15 protein-coding genes are annotated in these 15,994 nt (G+C 71.8%); 12 read left to right on the forward strand and 3 right to left on the reverse strand.

From position 1 onward, the window contains the following. Nucleotides 1–8 precede the first annotated feature (8 nt). The 5 genes from QRX60_RS37820 to mptB all read left to right on the forward strand — a co-directional run bounded on the left by QRX60_RS37820 (nt 9) and on the right by mptB (nt 7,023). Complete coding sequence (locus QRX60_RS37820; RefSeq protein ID WP_285996250.1) at nt 9–1,841, forward strand: ABC transporter substrate-binding protein; 1,833 nt, start codon at nt 9–11, stop codon at nt 1,839–1,841. 6 nt (nt 1,842–1,847) lie between these two features. Beyond that, the gene (locus tag QRX60_RS37825) at nt 1,848–2,873 is read left to right on the forward strand and encodes an ABC transporter permease (RefSeq protein WP_285996251.1); all 1,026 of its coding nucleotides are present in this window, start codon (nt 1,848–1,850) and stop codon (nt 2,871–2,873) included. Further along, nucleotides 2,870–3,766, forward strand: coding sequence for an ABC transporter permease (locus QRX60_RS37830; RefSeq protein ID WP_285996252.1), 897 nt, complete (start codon nt 2,870–2,872; stop codon nt 3,764–3,766). Before QRX60_RS37825 ends, QRX60_RS37830 begins: the two co-directional genes overlap by 4 nt. Next, nucleotides 3,763–5,415 (forward strand): nickel ABC transporter ATP-binding protein NikE, encoded by a 1,653-nt coding sequence (gene nikE / locus QRX60_RS37835; RefSeq protein ID WP_285996253.1) that lies wholly within the window; start codon nt 3,763–3,765, stop codon nt 5,413–5,415. Before QRX60_RS37830 ends, nikE begins: the two co-directional genes overlap by 4 nt. 72 nt (nt 5,416–5,487) lie before the next feature. Continuing rightward, nucleotides 5,488–7,023 carry a polyprenol phosphomannose-dependent alpha 1,6 mannosyltransferase MptB gene (gene mptB, locus QRX60_RS37840; RefSeq protein ID WP_285996254.1) on the forward strand — a complete coding sequence of 512 codons (1,536 nt, stop codon included), beginning with the start codon at nt 5,488–5,490 and terminating at the stop codon, nt 7,021–7,023. A 69-nt stretch (nt 7,024–7,092) separates the two neighbouring features. Here mptB and QRX60_RS37845 read toward each other — a convergent pair whose 3' ends face one another. The 3 genes from QRX60_RS37845 to QRX60_RS37855 are packed head-to-tail and all read right to left on the reverse strand — an operon-like array spanning nt 7,093 to nt 10,315. Next, nucleotides 7,093–7,503, reverse strand: a complete 411-nt coding sequence (locus QRX60_RS37845; protein ID WP_285996255.1) for a TIGR03668 family PPOX class F420-dependent oxidoreductase — start codon at nt 7,501–7,503, stop codon at nt 7,093–7,095. Further along, complete coding sequence (locus tag QRX60_RS37850; RefSeq protein WP_285996256.1) at nt 7,500–8,399, reverse strand: S66 peptidase family protein; 900 nt, start codon at nt 8,397–8,399, stop codon at nt 7,500–7,502. The genes QRX60_RS37845 and QRX60_RS37850 overlap by 4 nt, the downstream gene beginning before the upstream one ends. After that, a complete protein-coding gene (locus tag QRX60_RS37855; protein WP_285996257.1) occupies nt 8,396–10,315 on the reverse strand; it encodes a prolyl oligopeptidase family serine peptidase in 1,920 nt (639 codons plus the stop codon). Before QRX60_RS37855 ends, QRX60_RS37850 begins: the two co-directional genes overlap by 4 nt. A gap of 76 nt (nt 10,316–10,391) precedes the next feature. Between QRX60_RS37855 and QRX60_RS37860 the strand changes: the two genes are divergently transcribed. From QRX60_RS37860 to QRX60_RS37890, 7 genes are all read left to right on the forward strand, one after another. Beyond that, nucleotides 10,392–10,967 carry a DUF3090 family protein gene (locus tag QRX60_RS37860; protein ID WP_285996258.1) on the forward strand — a complete coding sequence of 192 codons (576 nt, stop codon included), beginning with the start codon at nt 10,392–10,394 and terminating at the stop codon, nt 10,965–10,967. Nucleotides 10,968–10,969: 2 nt separating this feature from the next. Next, nucleotides 10,970–11,785 (forward strand): SCO1664 family protein, encoded by an 816-nt coding sequence (locus tag QRX60_RS37865; RefSeq protein WP_285996259.1) that lies wholly within the window; start codon nt 10,970–10,972, stop codon nt 11,783–11,785. Beyond that, complete coding sequence (locus QRX60_RS37870; protein ID WP_285996260.1) at nt 11,770–12,657, forward strand: aminoglycoside phosphotransferase family protein; 888 nt, start codon at nt 11,770–11,772, stop codon at nt 12,655–12,657. Before QRX60_RS37865 ends, QRX60_RS37870 begins: the two co-directional genes overlap by 16 nt. 51 nt (nt 12,658–12,708) lie before the next feature. Continuing rightward, nucleotides 12,709–13,521: a DUF3097 domain-containing protein gene (locus QRX60_RS37875; protein ID WP_285996261.1), complete on the forward strand. Its 813-nt coding sequence runs from the start codon at nt 12,709–12,711 to the stop codon at nt 13,519–13,521. An 84-nt stretch (nt 13,522–13,605) separates the two neighbouring features. Then, nucleotides 13,606–14,040, forward strand: coding sequence for an NfeD family protein (locus QRX60_RS37880; protein WP_285996262.1), 435 nt, complete (start codon nt 13,606–13,608; stop codon nt 14,038–14,040). Further along, the gene (locus tag QRX60_RS37885) at nt 14,037–14,525 is read left to right on the forward strand and encodes an SPFH domain-containing protein (protein WP_285996263.1); all 489 of its coding nucleotides are present in this window, start codon (nt 14,037–14,039) and stop codon (nt 14,523–14,525) included. The genes QRX60_RS37880 and QRX60_RS37885 overlap by 4 nt, the downstream gene beginning before the upstream one ends. 91 nt (nt 14,526–14,616) lie before the next feature. After that, nucleotides 14,617–15,969, forward strand: coding sequence for an SPFH domain-containing protein (locus QRX60_RS37890; protein ID WP_286003783.1), 1,353 nt, complete (start codon nt 14,617–14,619; stop codon nt 15,967–15,969). Nucleotides 15,970–15,994 lie beyond the last annotated feature (25 nt).

The raw sequence follows: 15,994 nt of genomic DNA on the forward strand, positions 1-15,994 counted from the left end.
CGAGAACGATGGGGTGGTTTTTGGTGCATTTCCAACGCAGAATCGGGCGGTTCGGCCGCGTGGGCGCGGTCGTCGCGGCCGCGACGCTGGCGGCGATCCCGCTCGCCGTGCCCGCCCAGGCCCAGCAGGGCAAGGTGCTGCGGGTCGCGCTGACCACCGGCATCGACCACCTGAACCCGTTCACCGCCGTGCTCGCCGCCTCCACGCAGGTCGGCCGCTTCGCCTACGAGTTCCTGACCGTGCCGGACGCGGCGAAGGCCGAGGCCTCGCCCGCCCTCGCCGAGTCCTGGACCCCGTCACCCGACAAGCTGACGTGGACGTTCAAGATCCGCAGCGGCGTCAAGTGGAGCGACGGGCAGCCGGTGACCGCCAAGGACGCGGCGTTCACCTTCAACCGCATGCTCACCGACGAGAACGCCCGCACCGCCAACGGCAACTACGTGGCCAACTTCGAGACGGTCACCGCGCCGGACGACACCACCCTCGTCATCAAGACCAAGGCCGTGCAGGTCAACATGAACCTGCTCGACGTCCCGATCGTGCCGCAGCACATCTGGGAGGGGATCAAGGACCTCAAGGACGCCAAGACCGACGACCTGTCCGTCGTCGGGGTCTCCGACGGCCCGTACAAGATCACCGAGTACAAGCAGAACGAGTACGTCAAGCTCGCGGCCAACAAGGACTACTGGCGCGGCGCCCCGAAGGTCGACGAACTGCAGCTGCTGCAGTTCAAGGACACCGAGGCCGCGGTCAACGCGCTCAAGCAGGGCGAAGTCGACGTCATCAACCGGCTCAACCCCAACCAGTTCGCCGCGCTGCAGGGCCAGCAGGGGATCACCACCAACGCCGCGCCCGGCCGCCGCTACGACGAGCTCTCGATCAACTTCGGCGTCACCGACAACGCCAACAACCCCATCGGTGACGGCAACCCGGTCCTCAAGGACATCAACGTCCGCAAGGCCATCACGCAGGCCGTCGACACCCAGGCGCTGGTGGACAAGGTGCTCAAGGGCCTCGGCCAGGTCGGCGGCGGGGTCGTGCCCCCGGTCTACGCCGAGTACCACTGGGACCCGAGCGACACCGAGAAGGTCAAGTTCGACCTCGCCGCCGCCAACGCCACGCTCGACCAGGCCGGCTACAAAAAGGGCCCGGACGGCGTCCGCACCGCCCCCGGTGGCGCGAAGCTCGAGCTGCGCCTGACCGGCCACGCCAACCGCAGCTACGACCAGGGCGTCGCCCAGTACGTCTCCGGCTGGCTCAAGGACATCGGCATCACCGTCAAGCAGGACCTGGTCTCCGACGACGAGCTGTCCGACCGCACCGCCGTCGGCAAGTACGACCTCGCCATCGGCGGCTACGGCACCAACCCCGACCCGGACTACGCGCTGTCGCTGCACACCTGCGCCGCGCGGCCCAGCCCGGACGGCAAGGGCGGCAGCACCGACACGTTCTTCTGCGACCCCCAGTACGACGACCTCTACAAGAAGCAGCTGACCGAGACCGACGACGCGAAGCGCGCCGGCTACGTCAAGCAGGCCCAGGCCCGGCTCTACAGCCAGTTCCCGACGATCGTGCTCGACTACCAGAACGCGCTCGAGGCCTACCGCTCCGACAAGTTCTCCGGCTTCACCACCCAGCCGCAGCCCAAGGGCGCGATCCTCGAGCAGACCGGCTACTGGGGCGTCTACGGCGCCACCCCGGCCGGCACCGAGGCCGCGGCGGACTCCGGCTCGGGCAACACCGTGCTCTGGATCGTCATCGGCGCGGTCGTCGTGGTGGTCCTCGTCGGCGGCGGGATCGCGTTCAGCCGCCGCGGCAAGTCGGCGGAAGATCGCGAGTAGCAGCAGATGACCATGCCCGACCAGGCTGCGGTGCTCATCGACCCCGATGAGCACCGCAGCGGGACCGGCACCGCCCGGTTCGTGCTCCAGAAGGTCCTCGAAGCGATCATCAGCGTCGTGCTGGTGGTCGTGCTGTTCTTCTTCCTGTTCCGCATGCTGCCGGGCGACCCGGTCGCGGCGATGACCCGCGACCGCGTCACCAGCCCCCAGCAGATCGCCGAGCTGCGCGAGAAGATGGGTGTCGACAAGCCCGTCTTCGTCCAGTTCGGCCAGTACTTCTGGAACCTGCTGCACGGCGACCTCGGCGAGTCCCGGCTGCTCAACAACGGCCGCCCGGTCGCCGACATGATCGGCGAGCGGCTCTGGCCGACCATCCTGCTCGTCGGCAGCGCCACCGTCCTGGCCGTGATCATCGGCCTGTGGCTGGGCATCCGCGCCGCCTGGCGCCGCGACAGCTTCTTCGACCGCGCCCAGACCGGGATCGCGCTGACCCTCTGGTCGGTCCCGCAGTTCTGGCTCGGCCTGATGCTGCTCGTGGTCACCGACGGCCTGTTCCCCAGCCGCGGCATGCACTCCCCGGACGCCGCGCCCGACGTCCTCTCCCAGACGATCGACGTCCTGCACCACCTGGTGCTGCCGTGCGTGACGCTGCTGGCGGTGTTCTACGCCCAGTACATGCTGATCATGCGGTCGTCGCTGCTGGGGGAGATGAACGCCGACTACCTCACCACCGCCCGCGCCAAGGGCCTGCGCGACGACCTCGTGCGCCGCCGCCACGCCGTCCCCAACGCCCTGCTGCCGACCACCACCCTGGTGTTCATGCAGTTCGGCGCGGTCGTCGCCGGCGCCGTCACCGTCGAAGCCGTGTTCAGCTGGCCCGGACTCGGCCAGCTGACCTACGACGCGCTGCACGGCCCCGACCTGCCGGTGCTGCAGGGCGTGTTCACCGTGCTGGCGAGCGCCGTGGTGCTGATGAACCTGCTCGCGGAGCTGCTCTACCGCGTGCTCGACCCGAGGGTGCGTACGTCATGACCACCGCCGAAACGCCGCGGCAGATCGCGTGGAGCCGGCGGCGGGCCTCGATCGCCCGGACCTGGCACGAGTTCGCCGCGCAACGCGCCGCGCTCGTCGGGCTGGTCCTGCTCGGCGCCACCGTCGTCGTCGCGCTGCTGCTGCCCCTGATCAGCGACCAGAGCGGCCTCGACGTCACCAAGGCCACCGGCGAGCCGCTCAGCCCGCCCACCGGCGAGTTCTGGCTCGGCACCGACAACTTCGGCCGCTCGGTGCTGCTCATGACGGTCTGGGGCAGCCGGATCTCCCTGCTCGTCGGTTTCTCCGCGGCGCTGCTGTCGGTCATCATCGGCACGCTCATCGGCATCACCGCCGCGCACTTCGGCGGCTGGGTGTCGGCGACGCTGCTGCGGTTCACCGACTTCTTCCTGGTCCTGCCGTCGCTGATCCTCGCGATCGCGCTCTCGGCGGTGCTGCCCAAGGGTGTCGGCACGATCATCATCGCGATCGGCCTCACCGCCTGGCCCAGCACCGCCCGGCTCGTCCGGGCGCAGACGCTCACCATCGAGAGCCGTCCCTACATCGAGCGGTCCCGTGCCCTCGGCGGCGGCCACCTGCACGTCATCGGCCGGCACGTCCTGCCCGGCGTCATGCCGCTCGTGCTCGCCAACACCACGCTGGTGGTCGGCAACGCCGTCATCGCCGACGCGACGCTGTCGTTCCTCGGTGTCGGCGACCCGAACTCCGTCACCTGGGGCCTGGTGCTGGAGAGCGCGCTCAACAACGGCGCCATCAGCCGCGGCGCGTGGTGGAACGTGCTCCCGCCGGGCATCGCGATCGTCCTCGTCGTCCTCTTCTTCACCCTGGTCGGCCGGGGACTGGAGACCGTGCTCAACCCGAGGTTGAAGAAGTGACCCCGCCGCTGCTGCAGCTCAAGGACCTCGCCGTCACCTACCGGGTGGGCGAGCAGGACATCCCCGCCGTCCGCGGGGTCGACCTCACCCTCGACCCCGGCGGCACCCTCGGCATCGCCGGCGAGTCCGGGTCGGGCAAGTCCACGGTCGCGATGAGCGTCCTGCGCCTGCTGCCGCGCACGGCGGAGATCACCGGCGAGATCCTCCTCGACGGCGAGGACGTCACGGCCATGAAGTGGGGCCGCCTGCGCGCGGTCCGCTGGGCCGAGGCGTCCGTGGTGTTCCAGGGTGCGATGCACGCCCTCAACCCGGTCCGCAAGATCGGCGACCAGATCGCCGAGCCGCTGCGGCTGCACCCGGCCGGCGGCAAGGCACCCTCCGACGCCGAGGTCGACGCCCGCGTCGCCGAGCTGCTCACCCAGGTCGACCTGCCCCCGAGCCGGGCCGGTGCCTACCCGCACGAGCTCTCGGGCGGGCAGAAGCAGCGCGTCATGATCGCCATGGCGCTGGCCTGCTCGCCCCGGCTGATCATCGCCGACGAGCCCACCACCGCCCTCGACGTCATCGTCCAGGCTCAGGTGCTCGACCTGCTCTCGCGGCTGGTCGCCGAGCAGAACATCGGCCTGGTCATGATCAGCCACGACCTGTCCGTGCTCGCCGCGACCTGCCGGCGGATCGCCGTGATGTACGACGGGCGGATCGTCGAAGAGGGCCCCAGCGCCGAGGTGATGGGCGCGCCGAAGCACGAGCACACCCGGGCGCTCGCGGCCGCGTTCCCGACCGTCGGCGACCCGGTGTCGCGCTTCGCCCCGGCCACCACCACCCCGCTGCCGCCCGAGCCCGAGGACCGCGTCCCGGGCGGCGAGCCCCTGCTGGCCGCGGAGAACCTGCGCGTGTCGTTCCGCGACCGCACCGGCAAGCGCATCAACGCCGTCGCCGGCGTCGACCTCGCCATCGCCCGCGACGAGATCGTCGCCCTGGTCGGCCAGTCCGGCTCCGGCAAGACGACCCTCGCCCGCACCCTGCTGGGCCTGCAGAAACCCGACTCCGGCGTGGTCCGCTACGCCGGGAAACCGGTCCCGTCCGGCGGTGCCGGCCTCAAGGCCTACCGCCGGCAGGTCCAGCTGGTCCTGCAGGATCCCACCAGCGCGCTGAACCCGGCCCACACGGTCTACGAGGCCGTCGCCGAAGGTCCCCGGATCCACAAGCTGGCCGACGAGCGCGCGGTCGTGCACCGGGCCCTGGAGGCCGCGGAGCTGCGGCCGGCGGAGAAGTACGCCGACCGGCTCCCGCACCAGCTCTCCGGAGGCCAGCGCCAGCGCGTCGTCATCGCCGGCGCGCTCGCGCTCGAACCGTCGGTGGTCGTGGCCGACGAGCCGGTCGCGTCGCTCGACGCGTCCGTCCGCGGCGAGATCCTCGCGCTGCTGCTGCGGCTGCGCCGCGAGCTCGGCCTCGCCGCTCTGGTGATCACCCACGACCTGGGCCTGGCCTGGAACATCGCCGACCGCGTCGCGGTGATGTACCGCGGCGAGCTCGTCGAAACCGGGACGGTGGAACAGGTCCTGCTCGACCCGCAGCACGAGTACACGAAGTCCCTGCTGGCCGCCCTGCCCGGCGGCACCGCCCAGCGCCGCACCGTCGGGACCTGACCCGGGCCGTGCGCCGAAAACCCGACACTGCGGGAAAGCCGCTCGAGCGCAGTGTGTAACCTCCGAACGGAAATGGCGACCACCACCGACCCCGCACAGACGCCCTCGGCCACGCTGGCCGAGCGTCTCCTCACGCCCTCGCGGTTCCCGTACCGCACGATCGCGATGGGCACGGTCGGCAGCACGCTGCTCATGCTCGCCGCCTTCGGCGCCGGCGGCATCCTGATCAAGGACCCCGTGCTGGGGCACGGCCCGCTCTCGTGGATCCGCTACGGCCACGGGCGCATGCTCGCCAACGCCGTCCTCTACACCGGTTTCGGCCTCGTGGTGTGGGCGTGGGTCCGGCTCGGCCGCTACGTGCTGCTCGGCCGGGTCGGCAGCCGCCCGATCCTGGTCGCCGCCGGCTGCTGGATGGCGCCGCTGCTCATCTCGCCGCCGCTGTTCACCCGCGACGTCTTCTCCTACCTCGGCCAGGGCGCCCAGCTGCTCTACGGCCTCGACCCGTACGCCAACGGGCCCGCCGAGCTGGACGTGCTGCCGAACGTGGTGCAGAACGTCCACCCGCTCTGGCAGACCACGCCCGCCCCGTACGGGCCGCTGTTCCTGCTGATCTCGAAGGGCGTCGTCGCCACCACCGGCGACAACATGATCCTCGGCGTCATCCTGATGCGCGTCGTGCTGCTCGCCGGCCTGGCCGGGACGCTGTGGGCGCTGCCGCGGCTGGTCAAGCACCTCGGGGGCAAGCTCCCGGTCGCGCTGTGGCTCGCGGTGGCCAGCCCGATGATGGTGATCCACCTCTTCGGCGGCCCGCACAACGACCTGATGATGCTCGCGTTCCTCACCATCGGCGTCCTCGCCGCCCTGGAGCGCAAGCACGTCGTCGCGGTCGTGCTGGTCACGATCGGCATGCTGATCAAGCCCACCGCGGCGATCGCGCTGCCGTTCCTGGTGTGGATCTGGGCCAACCACATGACCGGCGAGTCGAAGGTCCGCAACTTCCTGCGCGCCGGCGCCGCGTCGGTCGGGCTGTTCCTCCCGGTGTTCGTCGCCGGCACGTGGATCTCGCTTGGCTCGCTCAACCTCGGCTGGTGGTCCGGGCTCAAGGCCCCGCAGCTCATCGCGAACTGGCTGAACATCCCCACCGGCATCGGCGAGGTGTTCTACAACCTGGTCCACCTGATCGTGGACGTCCAGGTCTCGCCGTTCGTGACGGTCGCCCGCGCGGCGGGCATGCTCCTGCTGATCGGCTTCGGCATCCGCCAGTGGTGGCTCGGCCGCGGCGGCGGCACGGAGGCGGTCTACCGGGCGGGCATCTCGCTGCTCGCGGTGGCGATCCTCATGCCGCCGACCCTCCCGTGGTACCTGACCTGGGGTTTCGTGCTCCTGTCGGCGTTCAAGTGGCAGCCGCGGCACCTGGCGCTGGTGGTGGCGGTGTCGGTGTTCGTGACGCTGGTCTACTACCCGACGGGCGAGCAGGCCCTCTACGACTGGTGGTTCATCGCGCTGGTGGTGGTCGCGAGCCTGTACTCGGCGGCTTCGCTGCTGCGCCCGGACCCGCTGGGCCTGATCGACGCCTGGCGCCGCCCGGAGAAGTTCCTCCGCGACTAGCGCATTTACCCCAAGTCCGTGAATGGCACATTGAGGGACTCTAAGTCCCTCAATGTGCCATTCACGGCTTCAGGCTGAGCCGGCCCAGCCGCTCCAGGTGCGGACTTCCGTCACCACCACCGCGTGCTCCGGTGGGCGCAGCGCGTACTGCTCGTACTTCGCCACCAGCCACGACACCGGCTCGGCACCCGGCGGCAGCACCCGCGCGGAACCGTCCGCGCGGGCCCACCACAGCCGTGTCCAGTCCTCGGAGTACCCGTCCGCCAGGAAGCACACCGCCGGGTTCGACTCGATGTTCGCCAGCCGCCGCAACGCTGTCGACGACTTCGGCTTGTGGTCCACCGCGAACACCACCTCGTCACCGCTCACCGCGAACGTCACCGGGACCAGGTGCGGCACCCCGGAAGCCGACGCCGTCGCCAACCGGGCCACCCGCGCCGCAGCGAACCGGGCGCGGGCTTCCGAGGCCGAGAGCTTCACGTCAGCGCGGGGGAGTCGAACGTCAACGTCCCCAGGTCCGCGTCCAAGGTCACCGGCACGCCCAGCGGCAACGTCGGCGACGACGCCACGTGCCCGAACCCGAACTCCGTCACCATCGGCACGCCCAGCGGACCCAGCCGCTCCAGCACCAGCGCGCGCACCTGCGCCGGGTCGCCGCACGCTGCCCACGAACCCAGGACGATCCCGCGCACCCCGTCGAACCAGCCGCTGCGCAGCAGCTGCGTCAGCATCCGGTCCAGCCGGTACACGCTCTCCGTGACGTCCTCCAGCAGCACCACCGCGTCCCGCGCCGAACCCTGCTCCGGCGTCCCGAGCCCCGCCGCCAGCAGCGACAGGTTCCCGCCGGTCAACGTCCCCGAAGCCCGGCCCGGCACCAGCGCCGAACCGCCGCGCACCACCAGGTTCCGCTCGGGGTCGAACAGCGAACGCCGCAGGTGCTCCACCGCGAAGTCGTCGAACAGCACGCTCGCCGGCATCGGGGAGAACAAACTGGACAGTCCCAAGTGGACGTTCACCGCGCGGTGCAACGCCGTGATGTCCGAAGAGCCGGCCAGGACCTTCGGCCCCGCCTCCCGCAACGCGGCCCAGTCCACCAGGTCCAGCATCCGCTGCACCCCGTAGCCGCCCCGCGCCGCCAGCACGCACCGCACGCCCGGATCGAGCCAGGCTTCCGTGAACTCCGCCGCCCGCGCGGCGTCCGAACCGGACAGGTACGGCGGCGACCCCGGCTCGGCACGCACACACTGGCCGATCCGCAGCTCGACACCCCAGCCGCGCAGCACCGGCACCGCCTTCTCCAGCAGGTCCGCCGGCACCGGCCCGGCCGGTGCCACCAGCGCGACCGTGTCACCCGCCCGCAGGCGCGGCGGCCTCACCGCGACAGCTCCAGCCGCGCCACGCCCGGCGTCTCGAACCCGAGCACCTGGCCGTAGAACGACAGCTCCGCCTCCAGCGCCGCCACGATCGTCGCGGCCTGCCGGAACCCGTGCTGCTCCCCGGGGAACCGCTGGTACGCGTAAGGGATCCCGCGCCCGGCGAGCCCCGCCACGAACCGGTCGGCCTGCTCCGGCGGGCAGATCCGGTCCTCCAGTCCCTGCTGGAACAGCACCGGCCCGGCCAGCGTCGCGGCGTTGGCCAGCGGCGAACGTTCGACGTAGCGCTGCCGCGTCTCCGGCAGCGGGCCGACCAGCCCGTCCAGGTACCGCGACTCGAAGTCGTGCGTGTCGCCTTCGGAGCCGGTCCACCCGGCCAGGTCGAGCACCGGGTACATCACCGTGCCCGCCCGGTAGGTCTTCGTGGTGGTCAGCGACGCCGCCGCGGTGAACCCGCCCGCGCTGCCGCCGCGGATCGCCAGCCGCTCGCCGTCGGCCAGCCCGGCCGCCACCAGCGCCTCGGCCACCGCGACGCAGTCCGCGACGTCCACCACGCCCCACTGCTCGCGCAGCCGCTCCCGATAGGCCCGCCCGAAGCCGGTCGACCCGCCGTAGTTCACCGCCGCCACCGCGATGCCCCGGCTGCTGAAGTACGCCAGCTCCAGATCGAGCATCGGCAGGTACTGCCCGGTCGGCCCGCCGTGGACGTGCACCACCAGCGGCGGCAGCTCACCCTCAGGGGCCTCGAAGTCCGGGTTCGCCGGCCGGTACAGCACCACCGGCACCGTTTCGCCCGCCGCCGTCGTGAACACCCGCTCCTCCGGCACCGGCAGGAACGCCGACGGCAAATCCGGCTGGGGCGTCAGGTCAATCACCCCGCCCTCGAGGGAGACGTGCACGACCGCGGCTTCGCGGACCGGGCCGCCCGCGACCCCGGCGACCCCGCCACGGAAGGCCGCGAGCCCCGTCGAAGACCACGCCGTCAGCTCCCCGGCCACCGGCGTCACCGAGCCGTCCGCCTCGTCGAGCACGGCCAGCCGGCCCGACACCAGCACCGCGTGCCGCCCGCCGCCGAGCGGGACGAACCACCGCGAACCCGCTTTCCACAGCGGCCCGCCCAGCTCCCGCTCGACCGGCGCGAGGTTCGTCAGCGACCCGTCGAGCCCGGCCCGGTGCAGGTTCCACCAGCCGTCCGGGTCGAGCAGCGCCAGCAGCGTCTCCGGCGTCTCCCACTCGACCTGGCACACCGAGACGCCGGTACCGCCGGCCAGCACCCGGTGCGGCCCGAACGACCCGTCGCCGGCCACCTCGGCCACGCACAGCTCGGTCCCGTCCCACGGCATCGCCGGGTGGTCCCAGCCGAACCACGCCGCGTGCCGCCCGTCCGGCGACAGCTTCGGCACGGTCAGGAAGTGGTGGCTCGCGGCCAGCACCCGCTCCGAGCCGTCGCCGAGAGCGATCGCCACCAGCTCGCGCTCGACGTCGGTGGGGCGCGGGCCGACACTGCGTTCGCGCACCACGAACACCTCGCCGGGCGGCCCGGCCCGCAGGTCGCCGTACCGGACGCTCTGGGGCTCCGCGGGCGCCGGTGTGAGCGGCACGACTCCGGTTTCGCTCACCGCGTAAACGCGCTGATCGGCCCAGTGCGTGAACACGACCACACCGTCGGCGACGGCCCACGGCCGCCCGCCGTACTCGTGCAGCCGGTTGCGGACGTTCCACGGCGCCGGCAGCACGTCCTCCGTGCCGCCCGGCACCGCCCGCACCAGGGCGACCCGTCCCTGCTCACCGGGCCGCGCCTCGGCCCACCACACCTCGTCCCCGACGACGTCGAGCCACTGCGGGCCGCCACCGGCGGCGGCCACCTCGGCGGCGGTGATGGGCGAGGACCAGGTTCCGTACGGGGAGATCCGAGACACCCCCAGAGGCTAGCGGCCCGCGAAGGTGGGGCGGCGGATGCCGATCATGCGCCCGTGGCCTAGGGTCGTCAGTGCTATGTCTCGCGTAATCCACGTCTTCCGCCAGCCGGATCGGTTCGTCGCCGGCACCGTCGGCGAGCCCGGCGACCGCACGTTCTACCTCCAGGCGTCCGAGGACGTGCGCACCATCAGCGTCACCATCGAAAAACAGCAGGTCGTCGTCCTCGCGGAGCGCCTCAGCTCCCTGCTCGAGGAAGTCGCCAGCCGCTTCGGTGCCGACGTGCCCGACGACGTCCCCGACGACCTCCTCGACGTCGACCCCCTCACCGTGCCGGTCGAGGAGGAGTTCCGCGTCGGCACCATGGGCCTCGGCTGGGACGCCGACAGCAGCGCCGTCGTCATCGAGCTGCTCGCCATCACCGAGGGCGAAGTCGACGAGACGGTCGTGCTCGACGACACCGAGGAGGGCCCGGACGCCGTCCGCGTGTTCCTCACCCCGGCCGCCGCCCGCGCCTTCGCCGAGCGGGCCGACCGCGTCGTCAACGCCGGGCGCAAGCCGTGCCCGCTGTGCGGGGAGCCGCTCGACCCGACCGGGCACATCTGCCCCCGGCAGAACGGCTACCGGCGCGAAACCGACGCGGACGAAGACTGACCATGGCCGACACGCCGGCGGAACAGCCGGATCCGGCCGACCCGGCGTCCCGGGAGCTCGTCACGCACGGCCGCATCGACGTCGAGGGACGGCTCGTCGACGCCTCCAACGTCACGCTCTTCTGCGCCATCGAGCTCGACGGCGTCACCGGCCGCGTCGTGTACAAGCCGGTGTCGGGGGAGCGGCCGCTGTGGGACTTCCCCGACGGCACCCTCGCCGGGCGCGAAGTCGCGACCGCCATCATCAGCGAGGCGGCCGGCATCGGCGCGATCCCGCCGACCGTGCTGCGCGACGGGCCGTTCGGCCCCGGTATGGTCCAGCTGTGGATCGAGACGACCGAGGACGACCTCGTCGAAGTCCGCGCCCCCGAAGACCTCCCTGAAGACTGGCGCGTCGTGCTGCACGCCCACGACCGGCTCGGCGAACCCGCGGTGCTGGCCCACGCCGACCACCCCGGGCTGCGTGACCTCGCGGTGCTCGACATCGTCGTCAACAACACCGACCGCAAGGGCGGGCACCTGCTGCCCGGCCTCGACGGCCGCGTCTACGGCGTCGACCACGGCATCTGCCTGCACACCGACCCGAAGCTGCGGACCGTCCTGTGGGGCTGGATCGGCGAGCCGGTGCCGCCGGACACCGTCGAGAAGCTGCGCAAGCTGCGTTCGGAGATCGACGGCGGCCTCGGCAAGACCCTCGCCGAGCACATCACCAGGTTCGAGATCCGGGCTCTCGCCGAACGCACCGACCTGCTGCTGACCGAAGGCATCTTCCCGGAACCCGGCGACGACTGGCGTGCCATCCCGTGGCCCCTGTTCTGATCGACCCCGCCGCCCGCGCGCGGCTGATCGACCGCTTCGGCGCGGAACTGGCCGAACCCTGGTGTGACGCCCTCCCGGAGCTGGTCGCCCGCCTGACGGCCAAGTGGGATCTCGAGGTCCGCGAGGCCCGGCCCGGCAACACCGGCCGCACGCTGCTGTGCGCCGGTCCCGGCGGTGAGCCGCGGGTCCTCAAGCTCACCCCCGACGCCACCGTCGCGCGGTCCGAAGCGGCCGCGCTCGAAGCCTGGGCCGGCTGCTCCCGCGTGGTCGACGTCCTCGACACCGACCTCGACGCGAACGCGATCCTGCTCGAAGGCCTGGTCCCGGGCACACAGCTCACCGACCGCGAAGTCCCGTGGGCCGAGGTCGGCGACCTGCTCGACCAGCTGCACTCCGTCGAGCCCACCGGTCCCTTCGGTCAGCTGGCGACGGGCATCGACTTCATCTTCACCCTCTCCGAACGCCGCCGCCGCGAGTCCCGGGCCGCCGCGCACCTGAGCGCCGAGGTCCTGGCGAAGGGCCGCGAACGGGCCATGGCGCTCGCCACCAGCGGACCGACCGCGCTCCTGCACGGCGACCTGCACCCGGCCAACGTCCTCGACGCCGGACCGGGCCGCGGCATCGTGGCCATCGACCCGCGCGCCGGCTTCGGCGACCCGGCACTCGACGCCGTCGACTGGATGTTCGTCCCCGTCGCCGAGGGCGGCACCATCGACGACGGGCTCGAGGCTCTCGGCCCGCACGTGGCGGACTTCGACGCCGAGCGCGTCCGCGCCTGGTGCGTCGCGATGGCCCCGCTGGTCGCGCTGTCGCCGCTGCGCCGCGGTGAACCGACGCCGTTCACCGACGCCGTCCTGGAGTTGGCGCGCTGACCGGCGTGGCGTCACCCACCCGGGTCGCCGCGCCCACTACCTTCGCTGGTCGTGCGCTCCCATTCCTATGACGACGTGCTCGCCGGCCCGCGCCGCAAGAAGGTGCCGGAGGTCCCCGCCGAGCCCGGTCTCGTGGTCGAAGACCCGGCCAGCGGCTACTGCGGTGCGGTGGTGAAGATCGAGTACGGGAACGTCGTGCTCGAGGACGCCAAGGGCCGCCACCGCGTGTTCCCGCTCGCCCCCGCCGGCTTCCTGCTCGAAGGCAAACCGGTCACGCTGGTGCCGGTCAAGGCGGTGAAGGCGCCGGTCAAGCAGGTCTCCGCGTCCGGCTCGGTGAAGGTGCAGGGCCTGCAGGCCCGCGTCGCCCGCGACTCGCGCATCTGGGTCGAGGGCAAGCACGACGCCGAGCTGGTCGAACGCGTCTGGGGTCACGACCTGCGCGTCGAAGGCGTCGTCGTGGAGCCGCTGGACGGCGTCGACGTGCTGGCCGACCGGATCGCCGAGTTCGGCACCGGACCCGGCCGCCGCCTCGGCGTGCTCGTCGACCACCTCGTGCCCGGCAGCAAGGAGTCCCGGCTCGTCGAGGGCGTCCGCGACGAGAACGTGCTGGTCACCGGGCACCCGTACATCGACGTCTGGGAGGCCGTGCGGCCCGGGGCGGTCGGGATCGAGGCGTGGCCGAAGATCCCGCGCGGCACCGAGTGGAAGCAGGGGATCTGCGACGCGCTGGGCTGGGGGCAACCTTTCGAAGGCTGGCAACGTGTCCTGAGCGGGGTGAGCAGTTTCCGCGACCTCGAGACCCCGCTCATCGGGGCCGTGGAACGGCTCATCGACTTCGTCACCGAACCGACGGAAGAGGGCTGAATGTCCGATTTGCCCAAGGTTACGCGTAGGTCACGTCGAGTCACTGCACCGGTGCGAACCGGCGCGATCTGAGAGCATTGAGCCATGGCATGGGCAGTGGTCTGGTTGATCGTCGGCATCGCCCTGATGATCGCGGAAGTCGTCTCCGGCGACTTCGTGCTGATCATGCTGGGCGTCGGCGCGCTGTTCGGCGCCGGAGCCGACGTGCTCACCGGGAACCTCTTCATCGACGTCGCCGTGTTCGCCGTCGCCTCGGTCGGGATGCTCGTGCTGGTCCGGCCCGCGCTGAAGCGGCGCTTCCTCGCCGGCACCGGCCACCGCACCGGCACCGAGGCCCTCATCGGCGCCCGCGCCGTTGTCTTGTCCACAGTGGACTTCGAGTCCGGGCAGGTGAAGCTGGCCGGCGACGTCTGGTCCGCGCGCAGCCTCTCGGAGCACCACGAGCCGATCAAGCCCGGCACGTCCGTCACGGTCGTCGAGATCTCGGGTGCCACCGCCGTCGTGTCGGCCGAGCCGTGAGCCTGGGGCTCGTCGTCGTCCCCGAAGGCCGGGCCGCGGTGATCGAACGCGGCGGGCGGTTCCGAGCCGTGCTCGGCCCCGGCCGGCACTTCGTGATGCCGTTCGCCGACACCGTCCGGGCGCGCGTCGACCTCGGCGACCAGATCCTGTCCGCACCACCCCGGGTCATCGAGGCCGGCGACGGACGGGAAGTCCACATCGGATTCGAAGTCGTCTTCGCCGTCACCGACCCGAAGCTGGCGACCTACGAAATCGCCAACCCGGCGATCGCGATCGAACAGCTGACCACCACGGCGCTGCGGCAGGAAGCGAGCCTGACCACGGCCGAGCGCGCCGTCACCGCACCGGGGGACCTGCACCGTACAGTGTGGACGGTCCTGCACGACACCACCGGCCGCTGGGGCGTCGCCGCGAAGGAGCTGAAGCTCGCGGTGAGCCCGCCCGAGGCGCCCGGAACACCGTCAACCGCGCAAGAATGGTACTAGGTAAGGGGAAGATCTCTTGACCACCACAGTAGCGATCGTCGTGGTCGTCTTACTGGCTCTCTTCGTGATCATCACGGTAGCCAAGGCGATCATGGTCGTGCCGCAGGCGCAGTCGGCGGTGATCGAGCGGCTGGGCCGGTTCCGCACGGTGGCGTCGCCGGGCCTGACCTTCCTGGTGCCGTTCCTGGACAAGGTGCGTGCCCGGATCGACCTGCGCGAGCAGGTCGTCTCGTTCCCGCCGCAGCCGGTCATCACCGAGGACAACCTGACGGTGTCGATCGACACCGTCGTGTACTTCCAGGTCACCGACTCCCGCGCCGCGGTCTACGAGATCTCGAACTACATCGTCGGTGTCGAGCAGCTGACCACCACCACCCTGCGCAACGTGGTCGGTGGCATGAGCCTCGAGCAGACACTGACCTCGCGCGACTCGATCAACACGCAGCTGCGCGGCGTGCTCGACGAGGCGACCGGCCGCTGGGGCATCCGCGTCGGCCGCGTCGAGCTCAAGGCGATCGACCCGCCGCCCTCCATCCAGGACTCGATGGAGAAGCAGATGCGCGCCGACCGTGAGAAGCGCGCCATGATCCTGACCGCCGAGGGTCAGCGGGAGTCCGCGATCAAGACCGCGGAAGGCCAGAAGCAGAGCCAGATCCTCTCCGCCGAAGGTGCCCGCCAGGCCACCATCCTCGCCGCCGAGGCGGAGCGGCAGTCCCGCATCCTGCGGGCGCAGGGTGAGCGCGCCGCGCGGTACCTGCAGGCGCAGGGCCAGGCGAAGGCGATCGAGAAGGTGTTCGCCGCGATCAAGGCCGGCCGCCCGACGCCGGAGGTGCTGGCCTACCAGTACCTGCAGACGCTGCCGCAGATGGCGCAGGGCGACGCGAACAAGGTCTGGATGATCCCGAGCGACTACGGCAAGGCCCTCGAAGGCTTCGCCCGCGCGCTCGGCGCCCCTGGCGACGACGGCGTCTTCCGCTACGAGCCGCCGAAGGACGACGACGTCCCGGACAAGCCCGAGCTCGAGGACGAAGAGGTCGCCAGCTGGTTCGAGACGAAGAGCGACCCGAAGGTCGCCGAGGCCGTCGCGGCCGCGGAAGCCGTGGCACGCCAGGAGGTCCCGGCCCTCGGCACCCCCTCGGCGCCGCCCGCGCGACCGGCGATCCCGCGTCCGGTCCAGCAGCAGGTGCAGCTGCCCGAGGTGGAGCCGGCGGACGAGGAGCGGGGCACCGAGGTCACGCCGGCGCCGCAGCAGCCGCCGACGCCGCAGAGCGGCCAGCCGCTGCCGCAGCCGCAGTCCCCGGCCGGGCCGCCCCCGGGCGGCCAGTACCAGGGCCAGCCGCCGCAGTCCCCGCCGCCGGGTCAGTTCGGCGGACCGCAGAACCCGGGCAGCGGGCCGTTCCCGCAGCAGCCCCCGTTCGGCGGCCCCCAGGGCCCGCGCCGCTGACCCTGCTTTCCGCGTTGGTCCGTGA

This window comes from Amycolatopsis mongoliensis, assembly GCF_030285665.1.
GTDB lineage: Bacteria > Actinomycetota > Actinomycetes > Mycobacteriales > Pseudonocardiaceae > Amycolatopsis > Amycolatopsis mongoliensis.